Annotated in this window: 16 protein-coding genes; 1 reads left to right on the forward strand and 15 read right to left on the reverse strand. The window is 71.5% G+C overall.

Annotated features, from left to right (window positions below):
* Position 1 precedes the first annotated feature (1 nt).
* The 13 genes from efp to rpsD all read right to left on the reverse strand — a co-directional run bounded on the left by efp (position 2) and on the right by rpsD (position 13,656).
* On the reverse strand, positions 2 to 568 hold the full coding sequence (gene efp, locus LIV37_RS10325; RefSeq protein ID WP_020867059.1) for an elongation factor P: 567 nt from the start codon (positions 566 to 568) through the stop codon (positions 2 to 4).
* Positions 569 to 632: 64 nt separating this feature from the next.
* Positions 633 to 1,745, reverse strand: a complete 1,113-nt coding sequence (locus tag LIV37_RS10330; protein ID WP_020867060.1) for an aminopeptidase P family protein — start codon at positions 1,743 to 1,745, stop codon at positions 633 to 635.
* 116 nt (positions 1,746 to 1,861) lie between these two features.
* Positions 1,862 to 2,740: a Pro-rich N-terminal domain-containing protein gene (locus LIV37_RS10335; protein ID WP_121826127.1), complete on the reverse strand. Its 879-nt coding sequence runs from the start codon at positions 2,738 to 2,740 to the stop codon at positions 1,862 to 1,864.
* A gap of 331 nt (positions 2,741 to 3,071) precedes the next feature.
* Positions 3,072 to 4,175 carry a 3-dehydroquinate synthase gene (gene aroB / locus LIV37_RS10340; RefSeq protein WP_214662989.1) on the reverse strand — a complete coding sequence of 368 codons (1,104 nt, stop codon included), beginning with the start codon at positions 4,173 to 4,175 and terminating at the stop codon, positions 3,072 to 3,074.
* Positions 4,172 to 4,654, reverse strand: a complete 483-nt coding sequence (locus LIV37_RS10345; protein ID WP_121826126.1) for a shikimate kinase — start codon at positions 4,652 to 4,654, stop codon at positions 4,172 to 4,174. Before LIV37_RS10345 ends, aroB begins: the two co-directional genes overlap by 4 nt.
* A 44-nt stretch (positions 4,655 to 4,698) precedes the next feature.
* Positions 4,699 to 5,883, reverse strand: a complete 1,185-nt coding sequence (gene aroC, locus LIV37_RS10350; protein ID WP_121825626.1) for a chorismate synthase — start codon at positions 5,881 to 5,883, stop codon at positions 4,699 to 4,701.
* 225 nt (positions 5,884 to 6,108) lie between these two features.
* Positions 6,109 to 6,936 carry a shikimate dehydrogenase gene (locus LIV37_RS10355; protein WP_020867065.1) on the reverse strand — a complete coding sequence of 276 codons (828 nt, stop codon included), beginning with the start codon at positions 6,934 to 6,936 and terminating at the stop codon, positions 6,109 to 6,111.
* 6 nt (positions 6,937 to 6,942) lie between these two features.
* A complete protein-coding gene (gene mltG, locus LIV37_RS10360; protein WP_020867066.1) occupies positions 6,943 to 8,733 on the reverse strand; it encodes an endolytic transglycosylase MltG in 1,791 nt (596 codons plus the stop codon).
* Positions 8,734 to 8,824: 91 nt separating this feature from the next.
* Positions 8,825 to 9,289 (reverse strand): Holliday junction resolvase RuvX, encoded by a 465-nt coding sequence (gene ruvX, locus LIV37_RS10365; RefSeq protein WP_020867067.1) that lies wholly within the window; start codon positions 9,287 to 9,289, stop codon positions 8,825 to 8,827.
* A gap of 2 nt (positions 9,290 to 9,291) precedes the next feature.
* Positions 9,292 to 11,964 (reverse strand): alanine--tRNA ligase, encoded by a 2,673-nt coding sequence (gene alaS / locus LIV37_RS10370; RefSeq protein ID WP_020867068.1) that lies wholly within the window; start codon positions 11,962 to 11,964, stop codon positions 9,292 to 9,294.
* Positions 11,964 to 12,293 (reverse strand): DUF6167 family protein, encoded by a 330-nt coding sequence (locus tag LIV37_RS10375; RefSeq protein ID WP_020867069.1) that lies wholly within the window; start codon positions 12,291 to 12,293, stop codon positions 11,964 to 11,966. The genes alaS and LIV37_RS10375 overlap by 1 nt, the downstream gene beginning before the upstream one ends.
* Before the next feature lie 8 nt (positions 12,294 to 12,301).
* Positions 12,302 to 12,748, reverse strand: coding sequence for a DUF948 domain-containing protein (locus LIV37_RS10380; protein ID WP_020867070.1), 447 nt, complete (start codon positions 12,746 to 12,748; stop codon positions 12,302 to 12,304).
* Between the two features lie 296 nt (positions 12,749 to 13,044).
* Complete coding sequence (rpsD, locus tag LIV37_RS10385) at positions 13,045 to 13,656, reverse strand: 30S ribosomal protein S4 (RefSeq protein WP_020867071.1); 612 nt, start codon at positions 13,654 to 13,656, stop codon at positions 13,045 to 13,047.
* 193 nt (positions 13,657 to 13,849) lie between these two features.
* On the opposite strand from rpsD, the gene LIV37_RS10390 reads away from it, so the two are divergent.
* Positions 13,850 to 14,614 carry a DUF2470 domain-containing protein gene (locus tag LIV37_RS10390; protein WP_020867072.1) on the forward strand — a complete coding sequence of 255 codons (765 nt, stop codon included), beginning with the start codon at positions 13,850 to 13,852 and terminating at the stop codon, positions 14,612 to 14,614.
* A gap of 59 nt (positions 14,615 to 14,673) precedes the next feature.
* Here the strand turns inward: LIV37_RS10390 and LIV37_RS10395 are convergent, their stop codons facing one another.
* Both LIV37_RS10395 and LIV37_RS10400 read right to left on the reverse strand, forming a co-directional pair.
* A complete protein-coding gene (locus LIV37_RS10395) occupies positions 14,674 to 16,056 on the reverse strand; it encodes a replication-associated recombination protein A (protein ID WP_020867073.1) in 1,383 nt (460 codons plus the stop codon).
* A 62-nt stretch (positions 16,057 to 16,118) separates the two neighbouring features.
* Positions 16,119 to 16,760, reverse strand: coding sequence for a vitamin K epoxide reductase family protein (locus LIV37_RS10400; RefSeq protein ID WP_020867074.1), 642 nt, complete (start codon positions 16,758 to 16,760; stop codon positions 16,119 to 16,121).
* Positions 16,761 to 16,909: the final 149 nt, after the last annotated feature.

Raw genomic sequence — 16,909 nt, forward strand, 5'->3', positions numbered from 1 at the left:
GTTAGTTGTTCACCCGACCGAGGTACTCACCGGAGCGGGTGTCGACCTTGATCTTCTCACCGGTGGTGATGAACAGCGGCACGCCGATCTCGTAGCCGGTCTCCAGCTTGGCGGGCTTGGTGCCGCCGGTGGAGCGGTCGCCCTGGACGCCCGGCTCGGTGTACTCGATCACCAGCTCGACGGCGGCGGGCAGCTCGACGTACAGCGGGTTGCCCTCGTACATCGCCACGACGGCCTCGAAGCCCTCGAGCAGGTAGCGGGCGTTGTCGCCGACGACCTCGGGGGTGATGTAGATCTGGTCGAAGGTGTCCATGTCCATGAACACAAAGCTCTCGCCGTCCTTGTACGAGAACTGCATGCCGCGCTTGTCGACATTGGCCGTCTCGACCTTCACACCGGCGTTGAAGGTCTTGTCGACCACCTTGCCGGACAGCACGTTCTTGAGCTTGGTGCGCACGAAAGCGGGGCCCTTGCCGGGCTTGACGTGCTGGAACTCGACGACGGACCAGAGCTGGCCCCCGTCGAGCTTGAGCACCAATCCATTCTTGAGGTCGTTCGTGGATGCCACGGTTGCGGGATCTCCTGGACTACAGCTGGCGGAGACCAGAGAGCCGTCGGCGCGCCCGGTTCCGCTAGAGCGCGAGCAGCTCTTTGGTCGTGATGGTGAGTAGCTCGGGTCCGCCGTCCGCCTCGGGGCGGACGACGAGCGTGTCATCGATCCGGACGCCGCCCCGGCCCGGGAGGTGGACCCCCGGCTCGACGGTGACCGGCACACAAGCGTCCAGTTTACCCATGGCGGACGGTGTGAGCCGAGGGTCCTCGTCGATTTCCAGGCCCACACCGTGTCCGGTGCACGGTTCCAGCCCGTCTCCGAAGCCCGCGGCGGTCAGCACCTGACGGGTCACCCGGTCCACGTCCCGGTATGCCCGGCCCGGCAACAGCGCCTCCCGACCGGCCCGCTGAGCGGCGAAGACGGCGTCGTACAGCTCGACCTGCCAGTCCGCGGGCGAGGGGCCGATGACGAAGGTACGGCCCACCTGGCAGCGGTAGCCGCGGTAGTCGGCGCCGAGGGAGATGGTGAGGAAATCGCCCTCCTCCACCCTCCGGTCGGTGGGCAGATGGCCGGGACGCCCGGCGTTGGGCCCCGCCGCGACCACGGTGGGGAAGGCCGGGCCGTCCGCGCCGTGGTCCACCAGCCGGCGCTCCAGCTCCAGCGCCAGATGCCGCTCGGTGCGGCCCACCAGGATCGACTCCAGCAGCTCGCCGAGCGCCTGGTCGGCGAGCTCCCCGGCGATCCGCATACAGGAGATCTCCTCGTCGTCCTTGATGAGCCGCAACTGCTCGACGGCACGGCCCAGATCGGCGAGGCGGACGCGGGAGGCGGCGGCGCCGAGCGCCCGATGGCGGGCGACGGTCAGATCGTGCTCCTCGACGGCCAGCGACTCGGCGCCGTCCGCCGCGGCCAGATCGGCGGCGGCCACGGCCGGATCACCGTCCGCGCCGGGCGTCACCAGCAGCCGCGGCTCGTCGGAACGGGGCGGGCCCGAGGAGAGCGGGGGCGCGGCCGGGGCCTCGGTGGCCACCAGCACGTCCTGGACGGGTCCCAGCAGCAGCACGGCCCCGGGCGGCACGGCGCCGCACAGATAGCGCACATTGGCGGGCCGGGACACCAGCGCCGCCGCGCTCCCGGCCGCGGTGCACTGATCGTGCAGACGGGCACGTCGGGCCGCGTACACCTCGGACATGTCCCCGAGCGTACGCAGACCTGCCGGGCTCGGCTTCTCCAGTGGCTCCGGTCGGGGGTACCTCCCAGCGGTAGCTGGGGGAGAACCGAGCCCTGAAAAAGGGGGGAACGGGGGTCCTACCAGCTTGGAGGGCTCGCGATGGAGCGGGTGACGACCTCGTCGAGCATGCGGGCCGTGGTCTCCACGTCGTACGTGGAGTTGTCGATGATGGGCAGCCCGGAGCCGTACCACCCCGCCATCCGGCCGTGGATCCGTGCCACCTCCTCGTCGCTGAGGCGGCGGTTCCCGCTGCGGGCCGCGTTCCGCTCCAGGACGATCTCCAGGCCCGGAAGGACCACCACCGGCAGCAGCCCTGGGCCCACATGGCGCTTCCAGCCGCCGAGGCCGACGACCGGGCGGTCGGGGAAGACGGCGTCGTCGAGGATGCAGGAGATCCCGTTGGCCAGGAAGTTACGGGCGGCGAAGCCGCAGGTGCGGCGGGCGAGACGATACTGCGCCTCGGAGTGCTCGTTCCACCCCGACTGGGGGTTGGCGAAGCCGGACCGGACCCACTCCCGCACATCGTCCAGGCTGATGTGCGCGGTCGGCACCCGGCGGCGGTCGGCCCAGTAGCGCGCGACCGTCGTCTTGCCCGCCCCGGCCGGTCCGATCAGCAGCACCGCCACCGTCGCCTGCGAGACATCGGCGAGCGACGGGTCCGACGGGGGGTGCGGCAGCGGCACCGGGCCGCCGGGCGGCAGCTGGACATGGCCGGTGGTGTTCACCGTCTCCAGCGGCGCCCCGGGGGGCGCGGGCGGGGCCGGCGGAGGGGACACCGGATGCTGCGCGGGCGGTACCGGGTGCCCGGCCACGGGAGGCGTGGGCGGGGCGGGGGGATTGGGATGAGGTCCCGGGTGATGGCTCGCACTCGCGCCCTGGGCCCAGCCCGCGCCCTGCGTCCCGGGAACCGGTCCCGGCTGATGGGGCGGTGGCAGCGGAGCTCCCGCATGCTGCATCCGGTGGCACTCCGTCTCGTACAGGCAGTTCTCGTCCGACAACTGTCAGGTGCTGATACGGCGGTGAGGCCGATCCTACCGAACGGTACCCGCCCAAAGCTCCGCTGTGTGCACGGACCGCAAACCCGCTGTGTCCCCGCCGCCCCTCGCCAGCCAGGCATTTCGTCCCTCAAGGGCCGCAACCGCGAGGGCTCGGGGGTGTTCGAAAGCCCGCGGCGGAGCCGCGGGCTTTCGAAGGCGATGACAGAGCTGTGACGCGGGAAGACGGTCAGGGTCCTTCTGACGCCGCTCCTTCCTCCAGGAGATCCGTCAGAAGGACCCTGGGCCCGGGTCAGCCGGAGACCTCGGCGTACGCCGCGAGCAGCACCGCCGGGTCCGGGCCCTCCAGCACGGTGGGCTTGGCGATACCGTCCAGGACGATGAAGCGCAGCAGGTCACCGCGGGACTTCTTGTCGACCTTCATGGTCTCCAGCAGCTTGGGCCACTGGTCGCCGCGGTAGGTGAGCGGCAGGCCCACGGCCTCCAGGACGGTGCGGTGCCGGTCGGCCGTGGCGTCGTCCAGACGGCCCGCCAGCCGGCCCAGCTCGGCGGCGAAGACCATGCCCACGGAGACGGCCGCGCCATGGCGCCAGTTGTAGCGCTCGTTCTTCTCGATGGCGTGGGCGAGCGTATGCCCGTAGTTGAGGATCTCCCGCAGTCCGGACTCCTTGAGGTCGCTGGAGACGACCTCGGCCTTGACCCGGACGGAGCGCTCGATGAGCTCGGCGGTGTGCGGACCGGCGGGCGTACGGGCCGCGACCGGGTCCCGCTCGATCAGCTCCAGGATCTCCGGGTCGGCGATGAAGCCCGCCTTGATGACCTCGGCGAGCCCGCTGACGTAGTCGTTGACCGGCAGCGAGTCCAGCGCGGCCAGATCGCACAGCACCCCGGCCGGGGGGTGGAAGGCGCCGACGAGGTTCTTGCCCTCGGCCGTGTTGATCCCGGTCTTGCCGCCGACGGCGGCGTCGACCATTCCGAGCACGGTCGTGGGGACGGCGATCCAGCGCACTCCGCGCAGCCAGGTGGCGGCGACGAATCCGGCGAGGTCGGTGGTGGCGCCGCCGCCCACGCCGACGATCACGTCGGTGCGGGTGAAGCCGGTCTGGCCGAGCGCCTTCCAGCAGTACGCGGCGACCTCGGCGGTCTTGGCCTCCTCCGCGTTGGGCAGCTGGATCGCGATGGCGTCGTACCCCTGCTCGGCGAGATCCTGGCGGATCGCCTCACCTGTCTCGGCCAGCGCCTCGGGGTGCAGTACGGCGACGCGCTTGGTTCCGTTGCCGATCAGTCCGGCGAGCTCGCCGAGCAGCTGCCGGCCGATCAGCACCTCGTACGGCGCGGTGCCCGCGGTGCCTCCGACCTGGATGCGGGTAGGGGTATCGGCCACAGGGGGTGTCATGCGTTCTTCAGCTCCAGTACGTCAAGGACGGCCTCGGCGACGGCCTCGGGGGTGCGGTCCTCGGTCGACACCACGGCGCGGGCGACCTCGGTGTACAGCGGGCGGCGCTGCTCCATCAGCTCGCGCCAGCGCTGGCGCGGATTGACCGCGAGCAGCGGGCGCGGGGCGTCGAGGCCGGTGCGCTTGACCGCCTCGGCGACGCCCATCTCCAGGAAGACGACGGGGAGGCCGGTGAGCAGCGCCCGGGTGCCCTCGTCGAGGACGGCGCCGCCGCCCAGCGCGAGCACGCCCCGGTGCTCGGCGACGGCGGTCCGCACGGCCTGCCGCTCCAGCTCGCGGAAGTGCGGTTCGCCCTCGTCGATGAAGATCTCCGAGATCTCCTTGCCCGCCGTGCCGACGATGTCGGTGTCGGTGTCGCGGAAGGTGGTGCAGAGCCGCTCCGCGAGCGCCTGTCCGACGGTGGTCTTCCCGACCCCCATGGGCCCGACCAGCACGACGGCGGGGCCCTGGCTGACCTCCCCGCTCACCGGATGGCCAGGTTCTCGAGGAAGCTCCGCACATTGCGGCGGGTCTCGGTGACCGAGTCGCCGCCGAACTTCTCCGCGACCGCGTCCGCCAGGACCAGCGCGACCATCGCCTCGGCGACGATCCCGGCCGCCGGGACGGCGCAGACGTCGGAGCGCTGATGGTGGGCCTTGGTGGCCTCGCCGGTGGTCACATCGACCGTGGCCAGCGCCCGCGGCACGGTCGCGATCGGCTTCATCGCGGCCCGGACGCGCAGCAGCTCGCCGGTGCTCAGCCCGCCCTCGGTGCCGCCGGAGCGGCCCGAGGAGCGCCGGATGCCCTCGTCCGTGGAGAGGATCTCGTCATGGGCCTTGGAGCCGGGCACCCGCGCGAGGTCGAAGCCGTCGCCGACCTCGACGCCCTTGATGGCCTGGATGCCCATCAGCGCACCGGCCAGCCGTGCGTCGAGCCGGCGGTCCCAGTGCACATGTGAGCCGAGGCCCACCGGAGCGCCGTACGCGAGCACCTCGACGACGCCGCCGAGCGTGTCGCCGTCCTTGTGGGCCTGGTCGATCTCGGCCACCATCGCCTTGCTCGCGTCGGCGTCCAGGCAGCGCACCGGGTCGGCGTCCAGCCTCTCGACGTCGGAGGGCTTGGGGTAGACGCCGTAGGGCGCCTTCGCGGCGGCCAGCTCCACGACATGCGAGACGATCTCGATGCCGGCCGTCTCCTTGAGGTAGGAGCGGGCGACGGTGCCCAGCGCCACCCGGGCGGCGGTCTCGCGGGCGCTGGCGCGCTCCAGGATCGGCCGGGCCTCGTCGAAGCCGTACTTCTGCATTCCGGCGAGGTCGGCATGGCCGGGGCGGGGGCGGGTCAGCGGGGCGTTACGGGCGACCCCGTCGAGGATCTCGGGGTCCACCGGGTCGGCGGCCATGACCTGCTCCCACTTGGGCCACTCCGTGTTGCCGACCATGATCGCGACCGGGGAGCCGAGGGTCAGCCCGTGGCGTACGCCGCCGAGGAAGGTGACCTCGTCGCGCTCGAACTTCATCCGGGCACCGCGGCCGTAGCCGAGCCGCCGTCGGGCCAGGGCGTCGGCCACCATGTCGGTGGTGATCGGCACCCCGGCGGGCAGCCCCTCCAGCGTCGCCACGAGTGCGGGGCCGTGCGACTCCCCCGCGGTCAGCCAGCGCAACCTGCTCAACGGTGCTCCCTCATGCGCGTGCCTCGACGTCCTGCGGCGCGGCCCGGTCCGCGCGACTCCGGCCCGCACCTCCGATCCTCCCACGACCGGGGCGTCCGCTCGGTTCGCGGTCCATGGTCTGGACGCTCGCGGCGCCCCGGGGAGGTGCCGGGGACGGGCCGGACGAGGCCTATGAGGGGCCGGGGACGGGCCGGGCGGGGTCGGCGAAGGGGCCCGTGGGACGGCTCAGCGGGCCGCCAGCGCCTCGCGCATCGCGGCCAGCGGCGCCGGGGCGCGGCCCGTCATCTGCTCGACCTGGAGCACCGCCTGGTGCACCAGGAGGTCCAGGCCGCCGACCACCGAGCCGCCGCGCGCCGCCCACGCGGCGGCCAGCGGCGTGGGCCAGGGCTCGTAGAGGACGTCGAACAGCGCGCCGGGGCGGTCCGGTGCGGCCGCGGCGAGCGCGTCGGTGGTGCCCGCGGGCGTGGTGGCGATCACCAGCGGCGCGCCGAGCGCCTCGGCCGCGTCGCCCCAGTCCGCGGTGCGCACCACGACGCCCAGCCGCTCGCCCCACTGCCGCATCTCGGCGGCGCGGGCCTCGCTGCGGACATAGGCGGTGACCTCGCCGTCGCAGATCCGGGAGAGCGCGGCCAGCGCCGAGGAGGCCGTGGCGCCGGCGCCCAGCACGGCGGCGCGCTCCACACGTCCGACGCCGCGCTCCCGCAGCGCCGCCAGCATGCCGGGGATGTCGGTGTTGTCCCCACGCCTGCGGCCGTCGTCGCCGAAGACCACCGTGTTGACGGCCTCCACCGAGGCCGCGGTGTCGCTGATCTCGTCCAGCAGCGGGATGACGGCGCGCTTGAGCGGCATGGTCAGGGACAGTCCGGCCCAGGCCGGTCCCGCGTCCTCGCCGAGGTGCTTGAAGAAGTCCGGCAGCCCGGTCTCGTCCACCTCGAACCGGTCGTACGTCCAGCCGGTCAGGCCCAGTTCGCGATATGCGGCGCGGTGCAGCACCGGTGACAGGGAGTGGGCGATCGGCGAACCGAGCACCGCCGCCCTGCGGTTTTCCGACATCTTTCCTCAGCCGTTGTTCGTGCGCTGCTTATTGAACTTGTTGACCCACTTCTGGTGATCCGCGTAGGTCTTGGAGAACTGGCTCGTCTTGCCGTCGAGCGAGATGAAGTAATACCAGCCGTCGCTGGTCGGATTCATCGCCGCCTTCAGCGCGTCATGGCCCGGATTTCCGATCGGACCGGGCGGAAGTCCCTTGTAGAAGTACGTGTTGTACGGGTTGTCGTACTGCTTGATCTCACTGATCGGGATATCGATCTTGCTCTGGTTCTTGATGTAGTTGTAGGTGGAGTCGAATTCCACCTTGCCGTAGGTCTCCGGATTCGCGGGCTTGAGCCGGTTGTAGACGACCTCGGCCATCTTCCGGAAGTCGTCGTGGGTGACGCCCTCCGCCTGGACCAGGCTGGCCACACTGATCAGCTGGAGCGGGGACTTCAGGCCCAATTCCTTGGCCTTGCCCTCCAGATCCTGACCGGAGTAGTTCCGATTGGCCTCGGCGACCATCTTCCGCAGCACGTCCGCGGGTTTGGCGCCCTCGCCCACGCTGTAGCGGGACGGGTACAGGAACCCTTCCAGCGGATCCTTGATCTTGCTGTTGTCGTCGGCCCAGGAGGGCAGCCCGAGGTTCTTGGCCTCCTTCTTGGCGACGCCCGCGGTGGTCCCCGCCTTGAGGCCGATCTTCTTGTCGATCGCCGCGTAGATCGTGGCGTCGCGCATGCCCTCGGTGACGATCAGGGCGTTGCTGCTGCTGGGGTCGAGCATCAGCTTGACCGCCGCCGCGCCGGACATCTCCTTGCGCAGGGTGTAGGTGCCCGGCTGGACGAATTTGCCGCTGTCCTCCACGGCATCCACGAAGGCGCCGCTGCTCTTGACCACGCCCTTGTCGGCGAGTATCGAGCCGATCTCGGCATTGCCGGAGCCGGAGGGCACCTCCACCTCGATCCGGCCGGTGCCCTGGCCGGAGTAGTCGGGTGCGGGGCCGAATCGGGTCTGCCAGAAGTCGTAGGCGTAATAGCCGCCTCCGCCGACCACGCCCACCAGGACGACGGTCACGAAGAGGCAGGCCACGCCGCTGCGGCGCTTCTTGGGCTTGCCCTTCTTGCCGGAGCGCTCATCGTCCTCGCCGTCGTCGTCCGCGTCATCCGCACCGCCCCGGCCGCCGCCGTCGGTGAAGAACGGATGGTCGTCCTCGTCGTCCGCCTGGAGGGGGGGCTCGTCGGGGGCCTCGCGCTGGCGCGGCACCTGGTGCTCCGCGGGCACCGTGGGCATCTGCTGGGTGCCCTGTTGTCCCTGGTAGGGGTCCTGACCGGGATAGGAAGCGCCCTGGCTGCCCTGTCCGCCCTGTCCGCCATAGGGATCGTGCGGGTCCATCCCGCCGTACGAGCCGCCCTGGGCCGGGTAGGGGCCGCCCTGCCCCGGGTACTCCTGCGGGTGCCGCTGATGCGGGTAGCCGACGTCCTGGCCGTCCCACTGGGGCTGCTGATGCTGCTGCTGGGGATCCTGCGGATAGCCGTGCGGGTACTGCTGGTGCCCGTAGGGGTCCTGGCCGTACGGGCCCTGGCCGTAGGCGCCCTGACCGTACGGATCCTGGCCGTAGGGGTCCTGTGCGTACGGATCCTGCGCGTAGGTGCCCTGCTGCGCGTAAGTGTCCTGCTGTGCGTAAGTGTCCTGTGCGTAGCGGTCCTGCGCATAGGGATCCTGGCCGGCCGCCGCGCCGTGGTCGCTCCACTCCCGGTCCCCGTACAGCGGATCCTCGGGGTGCCACGGTTGGGAGCCGGGTCCCCGGCCGTACTCAGTCATCGATCCCCTAGCGACGGAGGTGGTCACCGCTCGGCGTGTGCGTGGCACGGGCGGCGGCGGCCATGCCGCGCGGAACGTTACCGTATCGCGATCAGATGACCACTTCGACGGCTTCCCCCGGGGCCCTCCCCGAGGCCCGCTCGGTCTCCAGCGCGCTCTGCAGGATCACCACGGCCGCCGCCTGGTCAACGACGGAACGGCCCTTCTTGGACGTCACCCCGGAGGCGCGCAGCCCCTGGGACGCTGTGACAGTGGTCATACGCTCGTCGACGAGCCGTACCGGCACCGGGTTGACCCGCCGCGCCAACTCGCGCGCGAAGGTGCGTACTTTGGCCGCGGCCGGCCCCTCGCGCCCGTTGAGCGAGCGCGGCAGGCCGACCACCACCTCGATCGGTTCGTACTCCTCGACGATCGCCACGAGCCGCTTGTGGGCGGCCGGGATGTCGCGTCCCGGCACGGTCTCCACGGGGGTGGCGAGGATCCCGTCGGGGTCGCACGAGGCGACCCCGATCCGGGCGTCCCCGACGTCGATGGCGATCCGCCTGCCGCGTCGCACGCCTACCGGTCCGATTCCGCGACGAGCCGCTCGACGGCCTCGATGGCCTCGCCGACGGCCCCCGGGTTCTGCCCGCCGCCCTGGGCCACGTCCGGCTTGCCGCCGCCTCCGCCGCCGAGCGTCTTGGCGGCGGTGCGGACCAGGTCACCGGCCTTGAGCCCGCGCTCTCGTGCGGCCTCGTTGGTGGCGATGACGGTGAGCGGACGGCCGTTCGCCACGGTGAAGAGGGCGACGACGGCCGGGCGGTCGCCAGGGACGCGGCCACGCACGTCCAGGACCAGCTTGCGCAGATCGTCGGAGGAGGTGCCGTCCGGCACCTTGGCGGCGACCAGGGCCACGCCCCGGACGTCCTTGGCGCCCTGGACGAGACCGGCGGCGGCCTGCAGCACCTTCTCGGCGCGGAACCGCTCGATCTCCTTCTCGGCCTCCTTGAGCTTGCTCAGCATGCCGGAGATCTTCTCCGGGAGCTCCTCGGGGCGGCCCTTGACCAGGTCGGTGAGCTGGGAGACGACCGTGTGCTCCCGGGCGAGGAAGTTGTAGGCGTCCACGCCCACCAGGGCCTCGACCCGGCGCACCCCGGAGCCGATGGAGGACTCGCCGAGCAGCTTCACCAGCCCCAGCTGGGCGGTGTTGTGCACATGCGTGCCACCGCACAGCTCCTTCGAGAAGTCGCCGATCGTCACCACGCGCACCCGGTCGCCGTACTTCTCGCCGAACTCGGCGATGGCGCCCTGCTTCTTGGCGTCGTCCATGCTCATCACCTCGGCGGTGACGTCGAGCTCGCGGGAGAGCACCTCGTTGATCTTCTGCTCGACGTCGGTGAGGACCGCGCCGGGCACGGCGGTCGGCGAGCCGAAGTCGAAGCGGAAGCGGCCGGGCGAGTTCTCCGAACCGGCCTGGGCGGCGGTCGGGCCCAGGGCGTCGCGCAGCGCCTGGTGGGTGAGGTGGGTGGCGCTGTGGGCGCGGGCGATGGCACGGCGGCGCTTGATGTCGATCCGGGCGTGGGCCCCGGCGCCGACCGTCACCTCGCCGACCTGGACGACGCCCTTGTGCACGCTGACGCCGGGCACCGGCTGCTGGACGTCCCGGACCTCCACCACGGCGCCGGTGTCCAGCTTGATCCGGCCGGTGTCGGCGAGCTGGCCGCCGCCCTCGGCGTAGAACGGGGTGCGGTCCAGGACGACCTCGACCTCGTCGCCCTCGGTGGCGGCGGGCGAGGACACCCCGTCGACCAGCAGGCCGACGACGGTGGACTCGCCCTCGGTGTGGAGGTAGCCGGTGAATTCGGTCAGGCCGGAGCCGTCGGCCACCTCGCGGTAGGCGGACAGGTCGGCATGGCCGGTCTTCTTGGCCTTGGCGTCGGCCTTGGCGCGCTCCCGCTGCTCCTTCATCAGGCGGCGGAAGCCCTCCTCGTCCACCGAGAGGCCCTGTTCGGCGGCCATCTCGAGGGTGAGGTCGATCGGGAAGCCCCAGGTGTCGTGGAGCAGGAACGCCTTGTCCCCGGGGAGCACGCTGCCACCGGCGCTCTTGGTGTCGGTGACGGCGGTGTCGAGGATGTTGGTGCCGGCCTTGAGCGTCTTGAGGAAGGCCGACTCCTCGGCGAGGGCGACGGTCTCGATGCGCTTGCGGTCGGTGAGCAGCTCCGGGTACTGCTGGCCCATCGTCTTGAGGACGACGTCGACCAGTTCGCCGACGACCGGCTCGGTGGCGCCGAGGATGCGCATGTTGCGGATGGCGCGGCGCATGATGCGGCGCAGCACATAGCCGCGGCCCTCGTTGCCGGGGGTGACGCCGTCGCCGATGAGCATGACGGAGGTGCGCATGTGGTCGGCGACCACGCGCAGCGAGACGTCGGAATCATGGGCGGCGCCGTAGGCGACCCCGGTCAGCTCGGTGGCCTTGTCCATGACGACGCGCAGGGTGTCGGTCTCGTACATGTTCCGCACGCCCTGGAGAATCATCGCCAGGCGCTCGAGGCCGAGGCCGGTGTCGATGTTCTTGCTCGGGAGCTCGCCCAGGATCGGGAAGTTCTCCTTGCCCTCGCCCGGACCGCGCTCGTACTGCATGAAGACCAGGTTCCAGATCTCCACGTAGCGCTCGTCGTTGACGGCCGGGCCGCCCTCCTCGCCGAACTCCGGACCGCGGTCGTAGTTGATCTCGGAGCAGGGGCCGCAGGGGCCGGGGACGCCCATGGACCAGTAGTTCGGGCCCATGCCCAGGCGCTGGATGCGTGTCGAGGGGACGCCGATCACCTCGCGCCAGATGCGCTCGGCCTCGTCGTCCTGCTCGTAGACGGTGATCCACAGCCGCTCGGGGTCGAGGCCGTAGCCGCCCTCCTCCTGGGAGCTGGTCAGCAGCTCCCAGGCGTACTTGATGGCGCCTTCCTTGAAGTAGTCGCCGAACGAGAAGTTCCCGCACATCTGGAAGAAGGTGCCGTGGCGGGTGGTCTTGCCGACCTCTTCGATGTCCGGGGTGCGTACGCACTTCTGCACGCTGACGGCGCGGTCGAAGGGCGGCTTGACCTCACCGAGGAAGTACGGCTTGAAGGGCACCATGCCCGCGGGGACCAGCAGCAGCGTCGGGTCGTCCGCGATGAGCGACGCCGACGGCACGACGGTGTGCCCACGCTCCTCGAAGAAGCGCAGCCAGCGGCGGCGGATTTCAGCCGACTCCATCAGTGGTCCTCATTTCCGGCTTTGTGGAGCTTGTAGGGGGTGGTGCGGGTCAGCTCGGACCGGCCCCGCTGGGCCGGGAGCCGCTTGCGGTCGTCCGGCGGTGGCGCGGAGAGCCCGAGCGCGTCCTTGAGCGCGGCCTCGCGGTCGGCCATGCCGTCCCGTACGTCGAGGGCGAAGACCTTGATCCGCCGGCCCGCCAGCACCGCGCGGTCGGCGGCCTGCGCCGCCAGGCTCTCCGGGGTGAGCTGGTTGAGCTTGCGGTTGACCTTGGTGGTGGCCCACACCCCGGCGGCGACGCCGGTGGTGAACCAGAATGTGCGGCGGAACATCCGGTCTGTCAGCCCTTCGATCCACGGTTGCGGCGGCCGCCCCGGCGGGCGGACGGCAGGGTCTTGCCGATGACGACGTTGCGCGCGGGCGCGGGTTCGTCCTCCGCCCGCCCCTTGCGGCCGATCGCCCGCCGGACGCCGTAGCCGAACGCGGCCACCTTGACCAGCGGGCCGCCGAAGGCGGTGGAGACGGTCGAGGAGAGCGCGGAGGCGTTGGAGGTGACCTCCTGGACGTCGGAGGCGATCGAGTCCACCCGGGCGAGCTGGGTGTTGGCCTCGCGCACGGTCGCGGACGCCTCGCTCAGCAGCGGCACCGCCTGCTCGGTGACCTCCGCCACCAGCCTGGTGGCCGCCTTGAGCGTCTGGGCCAGCCTCACCAGCGCCAGCGCCAGGAAGGACACCAGGATCGCCCAGAAGACGGCCACGAGGATCCCGGCCACCTCTCCACCGGACACGTCGCACCGCTCCCTGTCGCCGCTCGTCGTCGTTGTCTCGTGTTGGTCGTACTCGGCGCGCCGACGTGTCGTGATGACGCGTCGTTCGGCGTCGTCCGTCGCCCGCCGCTCTCGGGCGGTATCCGGGTGCGGGCGGCAGGTATCGACCTTATCGCGCCGCGGACGCGCACCCGAAACGCATAACGGCCGCCGGGCCCCCGGTCCGGGCCCGCCATCGGACAAGCCCGCGGGTTCCCCGTCGACCGGTGTCGAGGGGGAACCCGCGGGCTTGAGCGCGTACGGTCCGCTCCGCCGGATCAGCGGGCGTAGTACTCGACGACGAGCTGCTCGTCGCAGATCACCGGGATCTCCTTGCGGTTGGGGTCCCGGTCCAGCCGGAAGGCGAGCGCCTTCAGGTTGACCTGGAGGTAGCGCGGGGTCTCGCCGTCGGGGGCGTAGCCACCCTCGCGCGCCACCTGGAAGGGGACCTTCTCGCGGCTGCGCTCGCGGACCATCACCACGTCGTCCGGGCGGACCCGGAAGGACGGCTTGTCGACCTTGCGGCCGTTGACCTCGATGTGGCCGTGGGTGACCATCTGGCGGGCCTGGTAGATGGTGCGGGCGATGCCCGAGCGCAGAACGAGCGCGTCCAGACGGCGCTCGAGCTCGATGACCAGCGCCTCGCCCGTCTTGCCCCCGGCCTTACGGGCGCGGTCGTAGGCGCGGACCATCTGGCGCTCGCTGATGTCGTACTGAGCGCGCAGCCGCTGCTTCTCGAGCAACCGGACCTTGTAGTCACTGGTCTGCTTGCGGCCACGGCCGTGCTCGCCCGGCGGGTAGGGGCGTGCCTCGAAGTACTTGACGGCCTTCGGGGTCAGAGCGATGCCGAGCGCCCGCGACTTCTTGACCTTGGGACGCGACTGGTTCACGGGGAACGAACCTCCATGTAAGTTAGGTGAGCCTTACCTTAGCCGAGGAGAACGCATGTTTCGACCTGGGATCCCCCTGCCCAGCACTGGTCAGAGCCCCGAGGAGGGTCAGCCGCGTCCCATGGAAAGCGCCCTGCGGCCCACACCGGCAGAGCGCGTACGTACTCTCGTTGAATCCAAGGCTACGGCTTCGTTGACGATTCCCGGAATCGAGGCCCTGGACGACCTGGGGGTGGACGGCCCCGCCGCCCGTACGGTCGCCCCGGACGGGGACCTGCTGCTGATGATGCCCAGCGCCTCCCCCGCCGCCCGCGCCGCCACCCACGCCCAGGACGACGAGCTGACCTGCGTGATGGAGATCACCGACGTCGCCCCCGTCGCGATGCCCCACCGGATCCGCGGCCGCGGATGGGTGGCCGGCTGGCTCACCCCCGTCCCCTGCGGCGAGCGCACGCGCACCGCGGCGGCGCTGCTGGCCGAGCGGCATCCGGTGGGCGAACTGCTCGGCCTCGACCAGGCGCCGCGGCCGTCGCGGCGCGGTGGTCCGGCCGCCGGGGTGGGGCCCGCCGGGAGAGCCGCCTGGACGCTGCTGCGGCTGGAGGTCGGCGAGGCGTGCGTGGACGATCTGTGGGGCGCGGACGGCGTCGAGCCGGACGACTTCACCTCGGCCGACCCCGATCCGCTGGTCCGGCACGAGGCCGATCTGCTCCAGCATCTGCACGCCGCCCACAGCGAGCAGGTGCGCGGGCTGTGCGCGCTGCTCGGCGACCGCTCCGAACTGGTCTGCACCCGGGGCCCGGCCACCCCGGTGGCGCTGGACCGCTTCGGCCTGCGGGTGCGCTTCACGGACGAGGCGGACCGGCCGTTCGACGCGCGCTTCGACTTTCCCGAGCCGGTACGGAAGGTGTCCGAACTGCGGTACGCGATGCACGCCCTGTTCGACGCGGCGACGGGCTGACGGCGTCCGGCATGACCAGGCCGGGGCCCGGCCGCTACGTGGCCGGGACCTGGCCGTCGCTACGTGGCCGGGGTCTGGCCGTCGCCGGACGGCGGGTCACCGCGCAGCCGCGCCCGCACCCGCTCCACCACATCCGCGTACCGCGCCTCGGCCCCGTACCGGGTGGGCTCGTAGTACCGCTTGCCGTGGATCTTGTCCGGTGCGTACTGCTGCGCCGCGATGCCGCCCGGCAGATCGTGCGGATAGAGATAGCCCTGCGCGTGGCCCAGCTTCTTGGCGCCCTGGTAGTGGCCGTCACGCAGATGCGGCGGCACCGGCCCGGCCAGGCCCGCCCGCACATCGGCCAGCGCGGCGCCGATCGCGGTGGTGGCGGCGTTGGACTTGGGCGCGAGCGCCAGGGCGATGGTGGCGTGGCTCAGGGTGAGCGCCGCCTCCGGGAAGCCGATCAGGGCGACCGCCTGCGCCGCGGCCACGGCGGTGGGCAGGGCGGTGGGATCGGCCAGGCCGATGTCCTCGCTCGCAGAGATCATCAGCCGGCGGGCGATGAACCGGGGGTCCTCGCCCGCCTCGATCATCCGGGCCAGATAGTGCAGCGCCGCGTCCACGTCCGAGCCGCGGATGGACTTGATGAGGGCGCTGGCCACGTCGTAGTGCTGGTCGCCCGCGCGGTCGTACTTCACCGCGGCCCGGTCGACCGCCTCCTCCAGCGAGGTGAGCGTGACCTCGGACTCGCCCTTGTCCAGCGCCGCCCCTGCGCCCGCCTCCAGCGCGGTGAGCGCCCGCCGGGCGTCGCCGCCCGCTATCCGCAGCAGATGCGCCTCGGCGTCCTCGGGAAGGGTGACCGCCCCGCCGAGCCCGCGCTCGTCGGTGAGCGCGCGCCGCAGCAGCCCGCGCAGATCGTCGTCGGTCAGCGGCTCGAGGGTGAGCAGGAGCGAGCGGGAGAGCAGCGGGGAGATCACGGAGAAGTACGGATTCTCGGTGGTGGCCGCGATCAGCGTCACCCAGCGGTTCTCCACGGCGGGCAGCAGCGAGTCCTGCTGGGCCTTGCTGAAGCGGTGGATCTCGTCCAGGAAGAGCACGGTGTCCCGCCCGTACGCCCCGGAGGAACGGCGCGCGCCGTCGATGACGGCCCGGACCTCCTTGACCCCCGCGGTGATGGCCGACAGCTCGACGAAGCGCTTCTGGGTGGCCTGGCTGACCACATACGCCAACGTCGTCTTGCCGATGCCCGGCGGGCCCCAGAGGATCACCGACGACGGCCCGGCCGGACCCCCGCCGCCCTCGCCCACGAGCCGCCGCAGCGGGGATCCGGGGCGCAGCAGATGCTGCTGGCCCACGACCTCGTCGAGGGTGCGCGGACGCATCCGCACGGCCAGCGGACTGCTGGCCGGATCCTTCTCCTGGCGGTCCTCTGCGGCGGCGGTGAACAGGTCTGGCTCCACCCGGGAAGCCTATGACACCGCACTGACAACGCCGCCGCGCGCGGCGTTCGGGGGGTGCGGGCTCAGCCCTGAGCGCCCGTCCAGAAATCCCACCAGCGGGTCAGGATCAGCATGCCGATGACGCCGATCCACACCACCGGGACCACCCAGTGGAACTCCATGAGCCCGCGCCGCAGCCCGTCCGGCGCGGGGAGGTATCCGTGCTTGAGGTTGTGGCCGGTGACGTAGCAGAACATCACGATGGTGGCGACCCAGGCGAGGCAGCACCACAGGCACAGCGAGCCGATGACGTACAGCGACTCGTACTGGAGCCAGGTCACGAAGCCGACGCCGAAGAGCGTGCCCGCGTTGAAGGTCAGCCAGTACCAGCGCGGGAAGCGCGCCCCGGTCAGCAGCGACATGCCCACGCAGATCACGATGGAGTACGCGACGAGCCCGAGCATCGGGTTCGGGAAGCCGAACGCCTGCGCCTGGTCGCTCTCCATGATGTTGCCGCAGGAGACGACGGGGTTGAGGCTGCAGCCGGGCGTGAAGACCTTGCCGTCGGCCTTGTACTCGAGGATCTTGTTCTTGTCGATCGTGATGACCCAGGCGGCCAGCAGCCCCAGCGCTCCGGTGATCACGAGCAGGAGGGCGAAGGCACGACTGCCGCCCGTCCCGGCCCGCGAGCCCTCCCGCGCCTCGCCGGACTCCACGTCGTCCATCACTGTCGTCGCCATACTCGCCGTCCGTCGTCTCCGCCGTCTCCAGCCCCGTCGGGCAAGGCCATTGTGCCGCACCCGCTGTCGCCGTAAGGCGCGCTTATCACGGTCGTGCCATGGTGCCCTGTCCCCCGTTCGGCGGACATAAGACG

Origin of the sequence: Streptomyces rapamycinicus NRRL 5491 (genome assembly GCF_024298965.1) — a bacterium.
GTDB lineage: Bacteria > Actinomycetota > Actinomycetes > Streptomycetales > Streptomycetaceae > Streptomyces > Streptomyces rapamycinicus.

Bases quoted from the DNA above. Each gene is read 5' to 3' on its own strand.
- mltG (WP_020867066.1), bottom strand. From the start codon at position 8,733: ATGACTGAGTACGGCCGGGGACCCGGCTCCCAACCGTGGCACCCCGAG.
- LIV37_RS10355 (WP_020867065.1), bottom strand. From the start codon at position 6,936: ATGTCGGAAAACCGCAGGGCGGCGGTGCTCGGTTCGCCGATCGCCCAC.
- LIV37_RS10335 (WP_121826127.1), bottom strand. From the start codon at position 2,740: ATGCAGCATGCGGGAGCTCCGCTGCCACCGCCCCATCAGCCGGGACCG.
- LIV37_RS10400 (WP_020867074.1), bottom strand. From the start codon at position 16,760: ATGGACGACGTGGAGTCCGGCGAGGCGCGGGAGGGCTCGCGGGCCGGG.
- LIV37_RS10375 (WP_020867069.1), bottom strand. From the start codon at position 12,293: ATGTTCCGCCGCACATTCTGGTTCACCACCGGCGTCGCCGCCGGGGTG.
- LIV37_RS10345 (WP_121826126.1), bottom strand. From the start codon at position 4,654: ATGGGGGTCGGGAAGACCACCGTCGGACAGGCGCTCGCGGAGCGGCTC.
- aroB (WP_214662989.1), bottom strand. From the start codon at position 4,175: ATGACACCCCCTGTGGCCGATACCCCTACCCGCATCCAGGTCGGAGGC.
- alaS (WP_020867068.1), bottom strand. From the start codon at position 11,964: ATGGAGTCGGCTGAAATCCGCCGCCGCTGGCTGCGCTTCTTCGAGGAG.
- LIV37_RS10330 (WP_020867060.1), bottom strand. From the start codon at position 1,745: ATGTCCGAGGTGTACGCGGCCCGACGTGCCCGTCTGCACGATCAGTGC.